A 15,255-nucleotide genomic window follows, 5' to 3' on the forward strand; every position below is an offset into this window, starting at 1 on the left:
CGGTGTCCAAGGAAATTCCTTGACACCGTTTTTTATTTATTCCAGTATCAGAGGGTAAACAGCCGGCCCTTCCTTCACATTGCCGTATTTGTCGAAGCGGGATCCGTGGCACGGGCAATCCCATGTTTCTTCCGCTTCGTTCCATTGGGTTTTGCATCCCAAATGGGTGCATTTGGGGGCCTCCATCCGCATTAAATATCCTTCGGTCAGGCTTGATACTGTAAAGCCGATTGCCTTCAACATCCGCATAAACGTTTTCCCGAACATGTTCCTTGAAGGGCTATAAATATATTGGGCAGGGTGTTGGCCCATTGTAAGTTCCGTTGAAAGAATTTCCCCTGCTACGAGGGAGTTGGATAGCCCCCATTTCCGGTAACCGGTGGCAATATAGATTCTCGGTTCACTTTCTGAAATACGCCCCACATATGGAAGGTAGTCGGCTGTATCCGGATCTTGGGCGCTCCATAAAAATTCCGGTTTAGGCAAGTCAAAAGCCGATGCCAGTTCTTTTTCCAGCATTTCGTAATAGATATGCGTGTTTTGAACGGCACCTGCTGTATGGGAGCTTCCGCCAAAAATAAAGTATGGCTGATTGTCAATCAATGCCGTGCGGATTGTTCTGGGCGACAAATCAACAGATAAATATTGTCCTTTTAACAATTCCGAAGTTTTTGTTGCCATCAGATAAGAACGCTCAATGGACAGTTTGGCAATATGCAGCCCCTTGATGGCTTCAATGGGATAATGGGTCGCAAGCACAACAGACTTGAATCTGATTTCAAAATCCTTTTCGGTCAACAAACGATGTTCATCAATCATCAATTTCGTAACCCTTGTATTTACAAATAATTTGGCACCGGCTTTTAATGCCAATTTGGCAAAATGATTTGTAAATTTAACAGGATGAATTTGAAAGGTATTTTCCATTTTTAACGCTGTTATGACTTCAAAGGGAAGTTCTGTCTCGCCAGTTTCAATTCCTTGTATGCCGATCTTTTCATAAGCCTCCAATTCTTTTTTGATTGTTTCCGCACCTTTTTCGGTCGTGGCATATAAGTAAGAATCGACCCTCTGGAACGTATCCGCTGTTGATTCATCCAAGGCTTTTTCAATCGCATTTACGTTCGCTTCATAATAAGTGCGCACTTCCTCTTCATTAAAAATATTCAGCAATTGATCAAAAACCGCTCCATGTTGCGGGGTCAATTTTCCGGTAGAGTGGCCGGTTGTACCATAAGCGACAGAAGAATTGGCCTCCAGCAAAACCACATCCATGCCATTTTTGGCGAGAAGATACGCGGTATACACCCCCGTTAAACCGCCTCCGACAATGCACACATCACAGTGAAGGGAAGAGGATAAAGATGTTAATGATAAAGGAGAAATATTGTGTAACCAAAGCGACTTTTGCATGAAAATCCTCCTAAAATGGCGTTTTGTTAGGAGTATGATAAAAAATTCAGTACATTATACAGTTGAAGCATATATGTTGTTGTTAGTTGTCAGGAAAAGTAAAATAGCGGAAAAGGGGGGAAAAGAATGAAAGTGGAAATCTGGTCGGATTTTGTTTGTCCATTTTGTTATATCGGAAAAAGGCAGCTTGAAAAAGCGATCGATGATTTAGGATATACAGGTCAAATTGAAGTGGAATTCAAGAGTTTTATATTAGATCCAACAACAGAAGATGGGCAAGATGAATCGATTTATGAGCACTTATCGAAAAAATACGGGATGCTGATGGATGAAGTTAAGAAAATGACATTCGGCGTTGTACAACGGGCAAAAGAAGTCGGGCTTGCTTATGATTTTGATCAACTTAAAACGGCAAATACGCTAAAGGCTCACCGATTGGCGAAATGGGCTTATTCAAAAGGAAAAGGCGCGGAATTTAGTGAACGGGTATTTCATGCTTATTTCATGGAAGAGAAACCGATTGGAAAACAGGATGTGTTAATCCGGCTGGCGGAAGAAGCCGGGCTTGACGGGAAGGAAGCCGAAGAAGTATTAAATAACGGTCAATTTTCAAAAGAGGTGGAAAAGGACATTCGTCAAGCTCAAATATATGGAATTCGTGGGGTCCCTTTTTTCGTATTTGAGAACAAATATGGCATTTCCGGAGCGCAGCCGCAAGAAGTTTTTGAACAGACGATTAAAAAAGTGGCAGAAGAAAAAGGATTGAAGCCGTCAATAGAGATTCTCGGAAAAGAAGGAAATGTCTGTTCCGATGGAGATTGTGATTTGCAATGATAAAGCGAATAAAAAAGCGGCAGTCCTATATTAAGGAAGGTTCTCAAATTCTCTGCCTTTTCGATGTCTTTTTGTACCATTCTTATTTAAATGATGTATAATAATAATATTAGAAAAGCAATTAACGGCAGGAAGTAGATAATCGATCTATTTCCTGTTTTGTGTTGAACCTGCTTATAGGCACCAAATTAATTTTATATGCTTGGAGGAATACCCAAGTCTGGCTGAAGGGGTCGGTTTCGAAAACCGATAGGGGTGTAAAAGCCCGCGGGGGTTCGAATCCCCCTTCCTCCATAAATCAGTTTCCTCATAAAAACATGCTGACAAAAGTGATACAACTCATCGCATTGGATTGTATTACGGTTGTCGGTATGTTTTTTGTTTAATTAATTAAATTGAGATAACCGATTTTGTTCCATTTTTTTGTGGTATTGACATTTTTGGAATCGTTTTCGATACTTCGAAGTATTATTTATCAGTCACTTATCTGAACTTTTGAAAATAAAATAAAGAATGGTACACTTATAGAAAGCCGGTTTAATGGTTTCCCAAGCCGGCCGTATTCAACAATTTTATGAATTATAGGATATATTGGCTTGTCAATGTATACAATTACAGATACAAGGTTTATCAGAAGAAAGGAATATGCTTTTATGACAATTGAACAGTGGGCTAAGGAGTTAGCTGAGATTACGAATCCGGAAAATATAAAAATCAATGAGCCGTTAAAAAAGTACACCATGACAAAAATCGGAGGAAACGCAGATATACTGGTAATGCCCGAAACGGAAGAGGAAGTCGAGGCAATCGTAAAGTATGCACATCACAATCAGATCCCTTTATTGGTTTTAGGAAACGGTTCGAACATGATTGTCCGTGACGGCGGTGTACGGGGAATCGTGATGAATTTATCGAAACTAAATGAAATCAGAATTGACGGAACAGATGTATATGCCCAAAGCGGAGCCCTCATCATGGATGTTTCCAAAAAAGCTGCGGAAGCAAGTTTAACCGGCCTTGAATTTGCTTGCGGCATTCCCGGTTCCGTAGGCGGGGCTATGGCGATGAACGCCGGAGCTTATGGAGGAGAAATAAAAGACATCATTGTTCATTCCACTGTTTTGACGCGTGAAGGGGAACGGCTCGTATTATCAAAAGAAGAATTGGAATTGGGTTATCGTAAAAGCATTATTGCGGATAGAAACTATATTGTACTTTCATCCCTTTTCCATCTAGAAAAAGGAGACAAGAAAGAAATAGATGAGAAAATAGCGGATTTGACTTTTAAAAGGCAATCAAAGCAGCCGTTGGAGTACCCTTCGGCAGGAAGTGTCTTTAAACGTCCTCCGGGATACTTTGCAGGAAAATTGATTCAAGACAGCGGACTTCAAGGGAAAGGGGTTGGCGACGCGGAAGTTTCCACAAAACATGCCGGCTTTATCATTAATAAAGGAAACGCAACAGCAAGAGATTATATTGAAACGATTAAAATGGTACAACGGACGGTTAAAGAAAAGTTTGGCGTTGATTTGGAACTTGAGGTCAAAATTGTCGGAGAAGATTGATGGGGTTAAAAATATTATGATGTTCGGGAGATAGCAGCCTGTTGCATACTTTAACGGTTGCTTCTCCTTTATTTTTGTGCGGTGAAAATGATTTGCATAGGGAATAGGTGAGATCATGAAATTTGTATCTTGGAATGTCAACGGAATACGGGCTTGTTTGAAAAAAGGTTTTTTAGATTATTTTTATATGATGGATGCGGATTTTTTCTGCATCCAGGAAACAAAATGCCAGGCGGGACAAGTGGCGTTGCCATTGGATGGATATTATCAATATTGGAATTATGCAGAGAAAAAAGGATATTCCGGAACAGCTGTTATTACAAAACATAAACCGCTTTCCGTTAGATATGGAGTAGGAGAAAAGGAAACCGAACCGGAAGGGCGAATTATCACTTTGGAGTATGACTTTTTTTATTTGGTGAATGTCTATACGCCGAATTCCCAAAGAGATTTGGCCCGGCTGGATAAACGATTGCAATGGGAAGATGAAATTTTTGGCTATTTAAAGGAATTGGACTGCCAAAAGCCGGTCATCTATTGCGGCGACCTGAATGTGGCGCATCAGGAAATCGACTTGAAAAATGCGAAAGCAAACATCGGAAATTCCGGTTTTACATTCGAAGAAAGAGGAAAAATGACAAGGCTTTTGTCGGAAGGATTTACGGATACTTTTCGTCACCTATACCCGGACAGAACGGATGCTTATACTTGGTGGTCTTATATGAATAAAGTCAGGGAACGAAATATCGGATGGCGAATCGATTATTTTATCGTGTCGGATCGTGTCAGAGAAGCCATCGTTGATAGCGGCATCCATTCGTCAATATTGGGGAGCGATCATTGTCCAATCGTGTTGGAAATGAATGAGCGGCGTTTGGCAGAGATTCATGAAAAAGAAAAAATGAAAGAAGGAAACGCCATTAAATAAAAGAAGTGGAATAATTGCTAAGAAAGCAATTAAATTATCATGATTTCCGTCCCGCCAATAATTATTATAAGAAAAAATGCTTAATAGTATTGAGTATTTTATCATATTCTGTTTATATTAAGAAGGAATAACAAAGGATTATCGGGGAGAAATAAATGACAAAAATGAAGTTGGTCAATGTGATGGAAGAAATTGTTACCGGACTTGTTCGGTATTTTTTGCATAGCCCGGAGTATCAAACCTTTTGCCATTGCGAAGAATGTCAATTGAAGATTGCTGCAGAAGCGCTGAACCATTTGCCCGCATATTATGCGGCCAGCGAAAATGAGCGGGAAGAAATATTCAATGAGTTAAAGAATTTAAAACAGATGGAAAGCATCAATAAAGAAATTATCCGTGCTATTCATGAAGCAGGAAAAAGAAAACATTTTGCAAAATAAAATGTCCAAAAAGTTAGAGAAAACTTTTTGGACATTTTGATTTTTGTAAGGACTTTGATAGTTACATTTTTTTCTTACATTGTAGTAAACTGAATATGACAGATGGAAAGCGAGGGTTTTGTAATGCCGACACCAAGCATGGAAGATCATATTGAACAAATATATTTGTTAATTGAAACAAAGGGATATGCCCGGGTATCTGATATAGCCGAAGCCTTATCGGTGCTGCCTTCTTCCGTAACAAAAATGGTGCAGAAATTGGATAAAGACGGCTATTTAGTATATGAAAAGTACAGAGGGTTAACACTAACACCAAAGGGAGAAAAACTGGGAAAGAGGCTTGTTAAAAGGCATGAGCTTCTCGAGCAATTTTTGCGTTTAATCGGTGTTGATGAAGATAAAATCTATCAGGATGTGGAAGGAATTGAACATCACTTGAGTTGGAATTCCATTGACCGCATTGCAGATTTAGTTCAGTTGTTAGAAGAAAACGAAGAGATTGTAAATAAACTGAAAAAGATGAAACAACAACCATAAATTTTAATTAATGAAAGGATCGGATGATGAAAGAATTAAAGGCTGGTCAAATAACAGAATTAACAGTTCTTGAGAATAACGGATCCAGATGGATTTTAACAAACGGAGAAATCAAAATCCCTCTTGATCCTTCTGAAGTTACCGCCCCGTTAAAAATAGGAGACCGCATTAAGGTCTTTTTGTATGGAAATCGTCGCGGCGAGTTGTCTGCAACGATGATGTTGCCTCAAATTACACCAGGTTCTTACGGATGGGCAAAGGTGTTAAAAGTAACAGCTGAAGGGGCATTTACAGACATTGGAACTTCGCGGGAAGTGCTCGTAAAGGCTGAGGACTTGCCCAAACTGCGCACCCTCTGGCCAAAGGCGGGAGATCATTTATGCATAACGTTATATACGAACCGCAAGGGAGAGCTTTTTGGCCGCCTCATTACCGAAGAAAAAGTGAAAGAACTGTACGAAAAAGCTTCGGAACAACTGTTTAATAAAAATGTCAAAGCGCGGGCTTATCGTCTTTTGCCGGTTGGTTCCTTTTTGTTGGGAATAGACGTGCCTTACCGCATTTTTGTACACCACAGTGAAATGGAAGCCGAGCCAAGACTTGGGCAAGATGTCGAAGTACGGATCATTGCCGTAAAAGAAGATGGAACAATGAATGGATCTTTGCTTCCACGGAGCTATGAAAGATTGGAAAAAGACGCCGAAAAAATATATGAGTACTTGAAAAGTGTTGGCGGAAAAATGCCTTTTAGCGATGAATCCACCCCCGAAGAAATTTACGCCATGTTTGATATGAGCAAAGGGGCTTTCAAAAGGGCATTAGGCGTCCTCATGAAACAGAAAAAAGTTCAGCAAAAAGACGGTTGGACAGAAATTTTATAGCGGTTTTTTGCATATACACAAAAGGGATGGGTGCGGAAACCTTTTGTGTTTTTTATTCGTACTAAATCATGAACAAACCGTTATAAGGTTTGAAAGGAGAATTGATTGAATGAAGAAATGTCTCTCTTTTTTGGCTGCCCTGTTTTTGATGTTTACATTATTTTCCGGACAAGCTTCTGCAGAAACAAAAGCGATTAATGAAAAATTGGGTGTTCCGATTGTTGTATATGGTGCAAACTTGTCAGACTCCGAAAAAGCGATGGTGCGGGAAGTTTTAAGAGTGGATGAGGAACCGGAAGTGGACGAAATCACTGTTTCGAGCCAGGATCTGGTCAAATATATTAAAAACGGCAATCCGAATGCAAGAATGTATTCGTCCGCTAAAATTACCCGCGAAGAAGAGGGAAAAGGGCTTACGGTAAGCATCGTAACCCCTGAAAACATTACGGAAGTGACTTCTGAAATGTATGCCAATGCGATGTTGACCGCCGGACTTGAAGATGCAACAATCGAAGTGGCTGCTCCAAAGCCGGTAACGGGACATTCAGCACTTGTCGGTATTTACAAGGCATATGAAGTAAAAACAGGGGAAACATTGGATGTAGAAAGAACGGATGTCGCAAATGATGAGCTGCAAGTGGCAACAGAACTTGCGGATAATGCCAATATTACTGACGATCAAGTGGCCCAATTATTGACAGAGATCAAAAAGCAAATTGCTGAGCAAAAACCTGCATCCAAAGAAGAAGTGGAGCAAATTGTAAAAGATCAGTTAGCGAAGTTAAATATTGAGTTGAGCGAAGAGGACCGGCAAATGTTAATTGATTTAATGGATCGTATTCGGAAACTGGATATTGATTTTTCCAAATGGAAAGACCAATTATCAGATTTAAGCTCGACGATTGAAGAAAATCTTCAATTTTTAAAAGATGAAGGATTTTGGGAGAAAGTGAAGAATTTCTTTAATAAGCTGATTGACATCATTTCATCATGGTTCTCTTCTTCGGAAGAACAGGGAACAAATTAAATGGAAAAATCCGCAATTTGACAGGGAGGAATGTTGATGGAGTTCAAACTGGTTGAAAGGGGAACAGACTATTTTGCTTTTGAATATAAAAAAGATGGAGAAGTATTAGCGGAAATTACTTGGAATCAGCGGGACGGCATCATGGATATGACGCATACCTTTGTATCACCGCAATTGCGCGGGCAAGGGGTCGCCAAAAAATTGCTTGAAAAGGCGGCGGAGTATGCAAGGGAACATAATTATAAAATGAATCCGATTTGTTCCTATGTGGTCGCTGAATTCCAAAAAGGCGAATACGATGATGTAAAAGCGTAAATGTTCAGTGGCATAAAAACAACAATTTGTTGTTTTTATGCCACTTTTTTATTGGACGGAATGAAAAATAGAAAGATGGGCAAATTAATGGTGAAAGGAGAAAATGCGATGGCAAAAGGGAAAAAAGTTTTATTAACTGCATTTTTGGCTGGTGTGACTGCCTATTTGAGCAAAAAAGAAAATCGTGACAAAACGATGAGGATGATCAAAGAAATGAGAAAATCATTCAGAAAGGAAACGGATTTCGGCGAAAAGAGGTATAGCAAAAGAAACAATAATGACTTGAGGGAAATCGCTGAAACGGCTGCTGATGACACAGAAACAAAGATCAGGGAAAACAATATGATTGCCGAGAGCGGATTGCAGACCGCAATCATTTATTACAACGAAAACAATCAGGAAGTCCGTTAAAGGAAAACCGAAAAACTCAATAAAAATAGCCGCAACAGTTTTTGTAAACATGCGGCTATTTTCCGTTTCAAGCATTTTTTTCAACATGTTTTTCCCTTAATCCCAACATGATGATGGAGAAGACCAAAAGAATGATGCCCGTAAAAACAAGACCATGCTGATTGCCAAGATTCAACCATCCAAGAAGCGTTGAGCCTGCAACGGTGCCGATGGAGAAAAAGCAATAAAAATAGCCATAGGCCTTTCCTCTTTCTTGATCGGTCGTAAAATCGATCATTAATGAATTGATGGAAGGGAATAGAAAGGCGAAACCGGCACCGTAAAAGGCCATCGCAATATATAGCCAGAAAATACCTTCTACAGCGCTCAACATCAAAAGAGCAAGTCCCATCAACGCGGCACCGATACATAACGTAAAGGTTGGCAACACTTTATCAAATAACCGGTTGGTTGGCAATAAAAAGATCAAAACGGCCACAACTCCGAATGTGCTGAGCAGCGTTCCGGTAATATGCGCGCCGAAATCCAAATCCTGCACACGCAAAGGCAATAAATAGGCAATCGCTCCTTGGGCAAACATTAAAAAGAAAGCTCCTGAGTAAGCTTTGATTACCCCGATATTCCGCAGAAATTTGAATGATGCAATCCTTTCTTCATTTACAGCTTTTTTTGTTTTTGAGGGAGGATTGGATTTTTTAAATACAAATAGAGAGACGATTCCAAGAATTAACAGGCAAACTCCTGTTGTGATAAAAATAACAGGAACATTGGTTTTGCTTGCCAAAATGCCGCTATAGGCAGGTCCGGAGATTGCCGCGATACCGATTAACGCCCCGGAAATGGCGCCGCCCTGTCCACGTTTTTCCTTGACGGTAATATTCGATAAAAAAGCGAAGGCAGCAGGAACAATAAATCCGCCAACAAAACCATGAACAAAACGGATCAATAACAAGACGGACGGAGTTTCAACCAAAGCATAACAGAATAATGAAATTCCGGTTGCAAACAGCCCGAAGAGAAGAACAGGCAAAGAGCCTGAACGGTCTGTCCAAAAGCCGGATATAATATTGCCGAACGTATTGGTTAGGGAATACATTCCGACGATTAATCCAGTAATAAAGGCTGTGGCACCCAATGATTCCGCAAAAGTGCTCATGACGGGCAATTGGGTAAATAAATCAAAAAAGGAAAAAAAGATAATGATATATATAAGATATCGCATAAGAGACACCTCTAATTGAAAGGTATTATCATTATTAATTATAAAATAAAAAGTATTAATAATACATGTTTATAGATGATAATTTTGTTAAACATGCAGTACAGGAAGGAAAGTGGAGAGGCCTTTTGAAAAGAAGAATGATAGAAGAATGGTAAAAGGTTTTGGAAACAAAAAGTAGTACAAACCGATAAAACGGCCTGTACTACTTTTAGGTGTGCGGTATTATTTCACTTCTACGTCTTTTTTCATTGTTTTATATTTCAAAAGATTGCTGTGCCAGCTTAATGCTTCGTCTAAGATATGAGGTGTTTGGGCATTTCCGGTAGCTTCAACTGCGCGTTTATAATAATCCCATAATTGATCTCTGAAGCTTGGATGTGCGCAGTTTTCAATGATTAATGGAACGCGTTCTTTTGGAGCAAGACCGCGCAGGTCGGCAATACCTTGTTCTGTTACGATGACGTCTACATCGTGTTCAGTATGGTCATGGTGCGAAACCATAGGAACGATAGAAGAAATAGCGCCGCCTTTTGCGTAAGATTTAGTAACGAACACCGTTAAGCGGGCATTTCGGGCAAAGTCTCCGGAACCGCCGATACCGTTCATCATTTTAGAACCGGCCACGTGAGTGGAGTTTACGTTACCATAGATATCCACTTCAAGCGCTCCGTTGATTGAAATTAGTCCGAGGCGGCGTATCACTTCCGGATGGTTGGAGATTTCTTGCGGACGCAAGCAAATTTTATCGATATATTTATCGATATTACCGAAAACATGTTTTTGTGCTTCGGCCGTTAATGTAATGGATGTTGCTGATGCAAAGCTTACTTTTCCGGCGTCAATCAAGTGGAATACAGCGTCTTGCAGGCATTCGGAATAGACTTGCAAGTTTTCGAATTCAGACTCTTTGAAGCCGTCCAATACTGCGTTCGCTACAGAGCCTACGCCGGATTGAATTGGCATTAATTCTTTTGTTAAACGTCCCGCTTTAATTTCAGAACGGAAGAAATCGAGCAACATGTCCGCCATTTTTTGCGTCTCTTCGTCCGGCGGTGTAATTAATGAAGGGGCATCCGGCTCTTCAGAGATCACGATCGCTTTGATTTTATCAAGATCCACTCGGATACCTTTTTCGCCGATGCGTTGGTTTGCTTTTGTAATAGGAATTGGTTCACGTTGTCCTTGAGGACCAGGTACATAAATATCGTGAATGCCGATTAATGTCTCAGGATGAGAAATGTTTAATTCAAGAATAATATTTTCGGCATATTGCGCAAAAATCGGCGAGTTACCTACAGAAGTTGTCGGAATCAATAATCCATCTTCTGTAATCGCGCAGACTTCAATGATTGCATATTTAATAGGACCGATAATTCCTTGGCGTACTAATTCGGCATTATGGGAAAGGTGCGCATCCACGTACAAAATTTTTCCTTGGTTGATGAGATTGCGCATCGCTTTTTCCCCTTGGTAAGGACCGCGTTTGCGGATAATCCCCGCTTCAGCCATGTAGTGATCCACTTCAGGTCCAATGGAAGCTCCTGTATATACATCGAGTTGGAATTTCTCTTTTTTCGCTCTTTCAACAAGAGCCAATGGAACAACTTTCGCATCCCCGGCACGTGTAAAACCGCTCAAGCCCACAACTGCACCATCTGGAATCAATGCAGCCGCTTCTTCAGCAGAAACAATGCGATCTCTTAATTTTGGAACGCCAATTCGTTTTTCGATGATTGAATAATCCATAGAATCCTCCCCTTTATTTGTTATATAGAGAAAACTTTGTAAGAATTTTCAGTATATTGAGCAAGCGAGAATACTATGCCCGAGAGTAAATTAATAATAGCACGACTTTGTCACTCAATCTTCAAATGTTGCATGAAAATGCTTAATTATAGTATGAAAGAGAAAATACGAGTTTTTTCGACAAAAAATTATTTTAGTAAACTAATTGAAGGGAAGCGAAAAGAGAACAAAAAATCACCATCTCCAATTTAGGAAATGGTGATTTTTTGTTGAAAGGAAACAATATTTGTTGTGATATGCGGAAACTATTTTAGAATCCCAGCGAACGACGGAAATAGCTCGCATATCTTTGGCTTACAGGAATTCTTGTCCCATCTCTCATGACTAAAAGGAATGTGGAATGGGAGTCCGGTTGAATTTCATCGATATAATCGATATTGACGATGTAAGAGCGATGGCAGCGAATGAATCGATCATTGGAAAGGAATAATTCGAGATCGCTGAGATTCAAACGATGGAATCCTTCTTTATCCATTGTTTTTACAAATGTTTTGCGGAGTTGAGTTTCCAAATAAACGACTTCACTGTGTTTAATAGGGTACCAGCAGTCATCAATTTTAATAGTAATGTAGTTTGTCAAAAATGGTGATGGTTTTTGAGGGAAAATGGCAGTAACAGCCCCTTTGATTTCTCCTTCGGTGATTAAAGGAATGCTCATGCCGTAGTAAGGAACACCAAATACGTCGGATTCGATGTAAGTATTGATTTTTTTGCCGTACTGGATTGCTTTATAGGCTGCAGAGCCTTCTTTTATTGGATCGCCAGGCTTGATTTTCAAATCCACAAGTTTGCTTGGCTGATAATATATATATTCTTTTGTATCTGAAATGGCGATGGATGTATTTTCTGGGAAGAATTCTTTAATGACATTCATGATTTCTTCTATTTCTTTTGGATCCACTTTTAAACACCTCGTTTATCCGCATTTAGTTTTATTTAATTATTTTACTACATATTTTTAGAAATGAAATAGAGAAGAATGTATAATGTGAGAACATTTTGTAATGAATCACTATTTAGCATATTGCAAAGTAATTCTATTTAGCAATAGTTTGTTAGTATTTTTTTGAGATTCATCGACAATTTACATAGTACTAATAATATATAATATTTTTCAGTAACTTAATCCTAAATGGGTGTTGAAAAAAAAACGAAAATTATGGTAATATTCCTTTAGCTATGAATATTTATTTAAATTTTCGGATTTTTTCGTTAATATAGATTTATTTTTAGCAAAAATTACTTAAACCGGCACCCTTTTCGTATTAAAAAATTTTTGTTTATATCAGATTTATGCTAATTTATACTAGAATAGTATTTGTGGGAATATGATGCAAATTTCATTCTGAAGAAAGTTGGGGTAATGTATGCAACTACAGCAACAATCAATTTCTGAAATGATTTCCAAGAGATATTTTCAAGAAATTGATAGTATTAACCAGTACAGCGGGATAGAAGAATTTTTTAACATTGAGTCAAAATTATTGTTTGAAATTTTTCATCTTGAAGCGGAAAAAGCAAAAAAATCATTGCACCAGCTAATTGATATTTTATCGGTCCGTTTTGGGAAACAAGTCATTAAAGAGGTAAGAAATTACTTTATTACACTTTCATCCATTGTTGCGCGAAAATTGATGGAAAATCAAGTTCCTTCGAAAAAAGCCTTTGCCTTTAACGTAGCTTGTGTAGATATGATTCAGAATAAGATGAAAGATGCGGAATTTTTGCAGTTTGCCGATGAATTGATCGACTTTTTTGTAAGTTTCATTGCCGACCGGAAACAGCCTACCTTCCGTCATCAAACGGTCAACAAAGTTATCATGTATATAAACGATGAACTGGAAAACGACTTAACGGTAGAAAGCATCGCACAAAAATTCCACATCAGCACAAGCCATCTCTCCCGTATTTTCCGAGAACATGTGGGCATTACGCTGGTTGAATATTTGAATGTGAGAAGAGTAGAGGAGTCCCAATATAAAATGTTCTTGCTTTTGACACCTGCCATTTGAAATTCTAAAGTATATTCCGTTGAAATTATAGAGCATATTCCGTATACTTCAATTTAGTGAAAAATGTTTAGTAGGTGGAAAAATGAAGAGACTGACGTTATTTTCCCTTTTCGGTATTTCGCTGTTGATCTTATCAGGGTGCCAAGCAGTTCAAAATCAGGAAGGATTCTTTTATCACACTTTCGTAAAACCGATGGACTGGCTGTTGAATACACTTGGCGAATGGTTTGGCGGAAGTTATGGACTGGCCATCATTGTCATTACCATTATTGTCCGGCTGATTTTGATGCCTTTTATGTTGCGAAATTACCGCCAACAGTCCATTATGAAAACGAAAATGGATCTGATTAAGCCGAAAATGGACGAAATTCAGGAAAAATTGAAAAAGGCAAAGACAAAAGAAGAGCAGATGAAAATTCAGCAGGAAATGATGGCTTTATATCGCGAACACAATATCAATCCTTTTAACTTGGGATGTTTGCCGATATTAATTCAGTTTCCGATTATCATGGGATTATATTACTCGATCCTTTATTCCAATGAGGTGAAATCTCACGAATTTCTATGGTTTAATTTAGGTTCGCCTGATCTCATTATTACTGCGATTGCCGGTCTAATTTATTTCATTCAGGCCAAAGTTTCCTTATGGACAGTTCCTGAGGCGCAAAAGCAGCAAATGAAAATGATGGTATTCATATCTCCGATTATGATCGTTTTCATTTCGCTTTCTTCAATGGCCGCTTTGCCTCTGTATTGGTCAGTCAGCGGTTTGTTGCTGATTTTCCAAACTTATTTAGGAAGAAAGTATTATTCAGAACATGCGGTTGAACAGGCAAAATAAGGAAGGAAGTCGAGTCTTTTAGGCTCGGCTTATTTTTTTGGAGCAAACCCATGAAATTAGTGATAAAATAATAGAGCAAATTTGAATTGAGGCGGAATCAGGTGATGTTATGAAAAATAAAATGCAGAGTTATATATTGATTGGTTCATTGTTACTTTTGATTATCGCGATTGCAGCGACCATTTTGATTGTTCAAATGAATCATGATACAAAGACGGCAAATGATGAAGACAATGAAATTGCGGCCAGTCCCGATTCTGATGAAAAGGATCAAAAGAAGGAAGAGGAAAACCAGGGAACGTCTGAACCGGCTGGAGATGAGCAGCACAAAGGAACGGTTGAAGGAAAACAACAAGAAACACCTCAGCCGCAACAACCGAAACAGCAGCAAAATCAACAGACAAACAAACAACAGGCGCAACCGAAACAGCATCAGCCGGCAGAAAACAAAACTGTCGATAATAATGGTTATATCGAAGGGCAGCAATTGCCCAGCAAGCCCACTTATATTAAAGGGGTGTTAATTGCCAACAAAAAATATCCGCTTCCAAAAGATTTTGCCCCGGGCGAAAGCAAAGAAGCCCGCGCCGCTTTTGAAAAAATGGCGCAAGATGCAAGAAAACATGGTTTTGAATTAGTGGCATTCAGTACTTACCGTTCTTATGAATATCAGCAAATGCTCTATAACAGATACGTACAACGGGACGGCAAAGAAAAGGCCGACCGTTACAGCGCCCGGCCCGGCTATTCTGAACATCAAACGGGATTGGCATTCGATATCGGGGAAAAGAGCCGGGAAGATTTATGGCTAACGGAGGAATTTGGAGAATCACCGGCAGGGAAATGGTTGGCGGCAAATGCGCATAAATATGGCTTTATTTTAAGATATCCAAAGGGTAAAGAGCACATTACCGGTTATATGTATGAAGCTTGGCATTTCCGTTATTTGGGAGTGGATCTCGCAACAAAAGTAAAAGAGTCAGGTCTGACTTTAGAAGAATATTTAGGCATTGTTTAAAAAAA

The 15,255-nt window shown here is 39.2% G+C and carries 15 protein-coding genes, 1 tRNA gene and 1 pseudogene; 13 read left to right on the top strand and 4 right to left on the bottom strand.

What is annotated here, in order from left to right; genetic code table 11:
• Nucleotides 1-36: 36 nt before the first annotated feature.
• Entirely contained in the window at nt 37-1,413 is a 1,377-nt protein-coding gene (locus FKZ59_RS10115) for an FAD-dependent oxidoreductase (RefSeq protein WP_141602641.1), read from the bottom strand.
• 126 nt (nt 1,414-1,539) lie between these two features.
• On the opposite strand from FKZ59_RS10115, the gene FKZ59_RS10120 reads away from it, so the two are divergent.
• The 10 genes from FKZ59_RS10120 (at nt 1,540) to FKZ59_RS10165 (ending at nt 8,351) form a co-directional block, all read left to right on the top strand.
• Nucleotides 1,540-2,247 carry a DsbA family oxidoreductase gene (locus FKZ59_RS10120; RefSeq protein ID WP_141602642.1) on the top strand — a complete coding sequence of 236 codons (708 nt, stop codon included), beginning with the start codon at nt 1,540-1,542 and terminating at the stop codon, nt 2,245-2,247.
• 204 nt (nt 2,248-2,451) lie between these two features.
• Nucleotides 2,452-2,541: transfer RNA gene (locus FKZ59_RS10125), tRNA-Ser, on the top strand.
• 359 nt (nt 2,542-2,900) lie between these two features.
• Nucleotides 2,901-3,812 carry a UDP-N-acetylmuramate dehydrogenase gene (murB, locus tag FKZ59_RS10130; protein ID WP_141602643.1) on the top strand — a complete coding sequence of 304 codons (912 nt, stop codon included), beginning with the start codon at nt 2,901-2,903 and terminating at the stop codon, nt 3,810-3,812.
• Between the two features lie 115 nt (nt 3,813-3,927).
• Complete coding sequence (locus tag FKZ59_RS10135; RefSeq protein ID WP_141602644.1) at nt 3,928-4,740, top strand: exodeoxyribonuclease III; 813 nt, start codon at nt 3,928-3,930, stop codon at nt 4,738-4,740.
• 155 nt (nt 4,741-4,895) lie between these two features.
• Nucleotides 4,896-5,180, top strand: coding sequence for a late competence development ComFB family protein (locus FKZ59_RS10140; RefSeq protein WP_141602645.1), 285 nt, complete (start codon nt 4,896-4,898; stop codon nt 5,178-5,180).
• Between the two features lie 123 nt (nt 5,181-5,303).
• Entirely contained in the window at nt 5,304-5,717 is a 414-nt protein-coding gene (gene mntR, locus FKZ59_RS10145) for a transcriptional regulator MntR (RefSeq protein WP_141602646.1), read from the top strand.
• A 26-nt stretch (nt 5,718-5,743) separates the two neighbouring features.
• Entirely contained in the window at nt 5,744-6,598 is an 855-nt protein-coding gene (locus FKZ59_RS10150; protein WP_181733268.1) for a CvfB family protein, read from the top strand.
• 109 nt (nt 6,599-6,707) lie between these two features.
• A complete protein-coding gene (locus FKZ59_RS10155) occupies nt 6,708-7,625 on the top strand; it encodes a DUF1002 domain-containing protein (protein WP_141602648.1) in 918 nt (305 codons plus the stop codon).
• 36 nt (nt 7,626-7,661) lie between these two features.
• Nucleotides 7,662-7,940 (top strand): GNAT family N-acetyltransferase, encoded by a 279-nt coding sequence (locus FKZ59_RS10160; protein ID WP_141602649.1) that lies wholly within the window; start codon nt 7,662-7,664, stop codon nt 7,938-7,940.
• A gap of 108 nt (nt 7,941-8,048) precedes the next feature.
• The gene (locus tag FKZ59_RS10165; RefSeq protein ID WP_141602650.1) at nt 8,049-8,351 is read left to right on the top strand and encodes a hypothetical protein; all 303 of its coding nucleotides are present in this window, start codon (nt 8,049-8,051) and stop codon (nt 8,349-8,351) included.
• Nucleotides 8,352-8,418: 67 nt separating this feature from the next.
• On the opposite strand, the gene FKZ59_RS10170 is transcribed toward FKZ59_RS10165, so the two are convergent.
• The 3 genes from FKZ59_RS10170 to FKZ59_RS10180 form a co-directional block, all read right to left on the bottom strand.
• Complete coding sequence (locus FKZ59_RS10170; protein ID WP_141602651.1) at nt 8,419-9,573, bottom strand: MFS transporter; 1,155 nt, start codon at nt 9,571-9,573, stop codon at nt 8,419-8,421.
• A 222-nt stretch (nt 9,574-9,795) separates the two neighbouring features.
• On the bottom strand, nt 9,796-11,319 hold the full coding sequence (locus tag FKZ59_RS10175; protein WP_141602652.1) for an acetyl-CoA hydrolase/transferase family protein: 1,524 nt from the start codon (nt 11,317-11,319) through the stop codon (nt 9,796-9,798).
• 310 nt (nt 11,320-11,629) lie between these two features.
• Nucleotides 11,630-12,280 carry a LytTR family DNA-binding domain-containing protein gene (locus tag FKZ59_RS10180; protein WP_141602653.1) on the bottom strand — a complete coding sequence of 217 codons (651 nt, stop codon included), beginning with the start codon at nt 12,278-12,280 and terminating at the stop codon, nt 11,630-11,632.
• A 466-nt stretch (nt 12,281-12,746) separates the two neighbouring features.
• On the opposite strand from FKZ59_RS10180, the pseudogene FKZ59_RS10185 reads away from it, so the two are divergent.
• The 3 genes and pseudogenes from FKZ59_RS10185 to FKZ59_RS10195 form a co-directional block, all read left to right on the top strand.
• Nucleotides 12,747-13,358 (top strand): annotated as a pseudogene (locus tag FKZ59_RS10185) (AraC family transcriptional regulator); the annotation flags it as partial.
• A gap of 115 nt (nt 13,359-13,473) precedes the next feature.
• Nucleotides 13,474-14,232 (top strand): membrane protein insertase YidC, encoded by a 759-nt coding sequence (gene yidC / locus FKZ59_RS10190; RefSeq protein WP_141602654.1) that lies wholly within the window; start codon nt 13,474-13,476, stop codon nt 14,230-14,232.
• A 109-nt stretch (nt 14,233-14,341) separates the two neighbouring features.
• Complete coding sequence (locus FKZ59_RS10195; protein ID WP_141602655.1) at nt 14,342-15,250, top strand: M15 family metallopeptidase; 909 nt, start codon at nt 14,342-14,344, stop codon at nt 15,248-15,250.
• Nucleotides 15,251-15,255 lie beyond the last annotated feature (5 nt).

The sequence above is a fragment of the Ureibacillus terrenus genome (genome assembly GCF_006569205.1).
GTDB classification, from domain to species: domain Bacteria; phylum Bacillota; class Bacilli; order Bacillales_A; family Planococcaceae; genus Ureibacillus; species Ureibacillus terrenus.

Excerpts from the sequence above, each read along its gene's own strand:
- FKZ59_RS10115 (WP_141602641.1), bottom strand. The coding sequence starts at position 1,413 with ATGCAAAAGTCGCTTTGGTTACACAATATTTCTCCTTTATCATTAACA.
- FKZ59_RS10120 (WP_141602642.1), top strand. The coding sequence starts at position 1,540 with ATGAAAGTGGAAATCTGGTCGGATTTTGTTTGTCCATTTTGTTATATC.
- murB (WP_141602643.1), top strand. The coding sequence starts at position 2,901 with ATGACAATTGAACAGTGGGCTAAGGAGTTAGCTGAGATTACGAATCCG.
- FKZ59_RS10135 (WP_141602644.1), top strand. The coding sequence starts at position 3,928 with ATGAAATTTGTATCTTGGAATGTCAACGGAATACGGGCTTGTTTGAAA.
- FKZ59_RS10140 (WP_141602645.1), top strand. The coding sequence starts at position 4,896 with ATGACAAAAATGAAGTTGGTCAATGTGATGGAAGAAATTGTTACCGGA.
- mntR (WP_141602646.1), top strand. The coding sequence starts at position 5,304 with ATGCCGACACCAAGCATGGAAGATCATATTGAACAAATATATTTGTTA.
- FKZ59_RS10150 (WP_181733268.1), top strand. The coding sequence starts at position 5,744 with ATGAAAGAATTAAAGGCTGGTCAAATAACAGAATTAACAGTTCTTGAG.
- FKZ59_RS10155 (WP_141602648.1), top strand. The coding sequence starts at position 6,708 with ATGAAGAAATGTCTCTCTTTTTTGGCTGCCCTGTTTTTGATGTTTACA.
- FKZ59_RS10160 (WP_141602649.1), top strand. The coding sequence starts at position 7,662 with ATGGAGTTCAAACTGGTTGAAAGGGGAACAGACTATTTTGCTTTTGAA.
- FKZ59_RS10165 (WP_141602650.1), top strand. The coding sequence starts at position 8,049 with ATGGCAAAAGGGAAAAAAGTTTTATTAACTGCATTTTTGGCTGGTGTG.
- FKZ59_RS10170 (WP_141602651.1), bottom strand. The coding sequence starts at position 9,573 with ATGCGATATCTTATATATATCATTATCTTTTTTTCCTTTTTTGATTTA.
- FKZ59_RS10175 (WP_141602652.1), bottom strand. The coding sequence starts at position 11,319 with ATGGATTATTCAATCATCGAAAAACGAATTGGCGTTCCAAAATTAAGA.
- yidC (WP_141602654.1), top strand. The coding sequence starts at position 13,474 with ATGAAGAGACTGACGTTATTTTCCCTTTTCGGTATTTCGCTGTTGATC.
- FKZ59_RS10195 (WP_141602655.1), top strand. The coding sequence starts at position 14,342 with ATGAAAAATAAAATGCAGAGTTATATATTGATTGGTTCATTGTTACTT.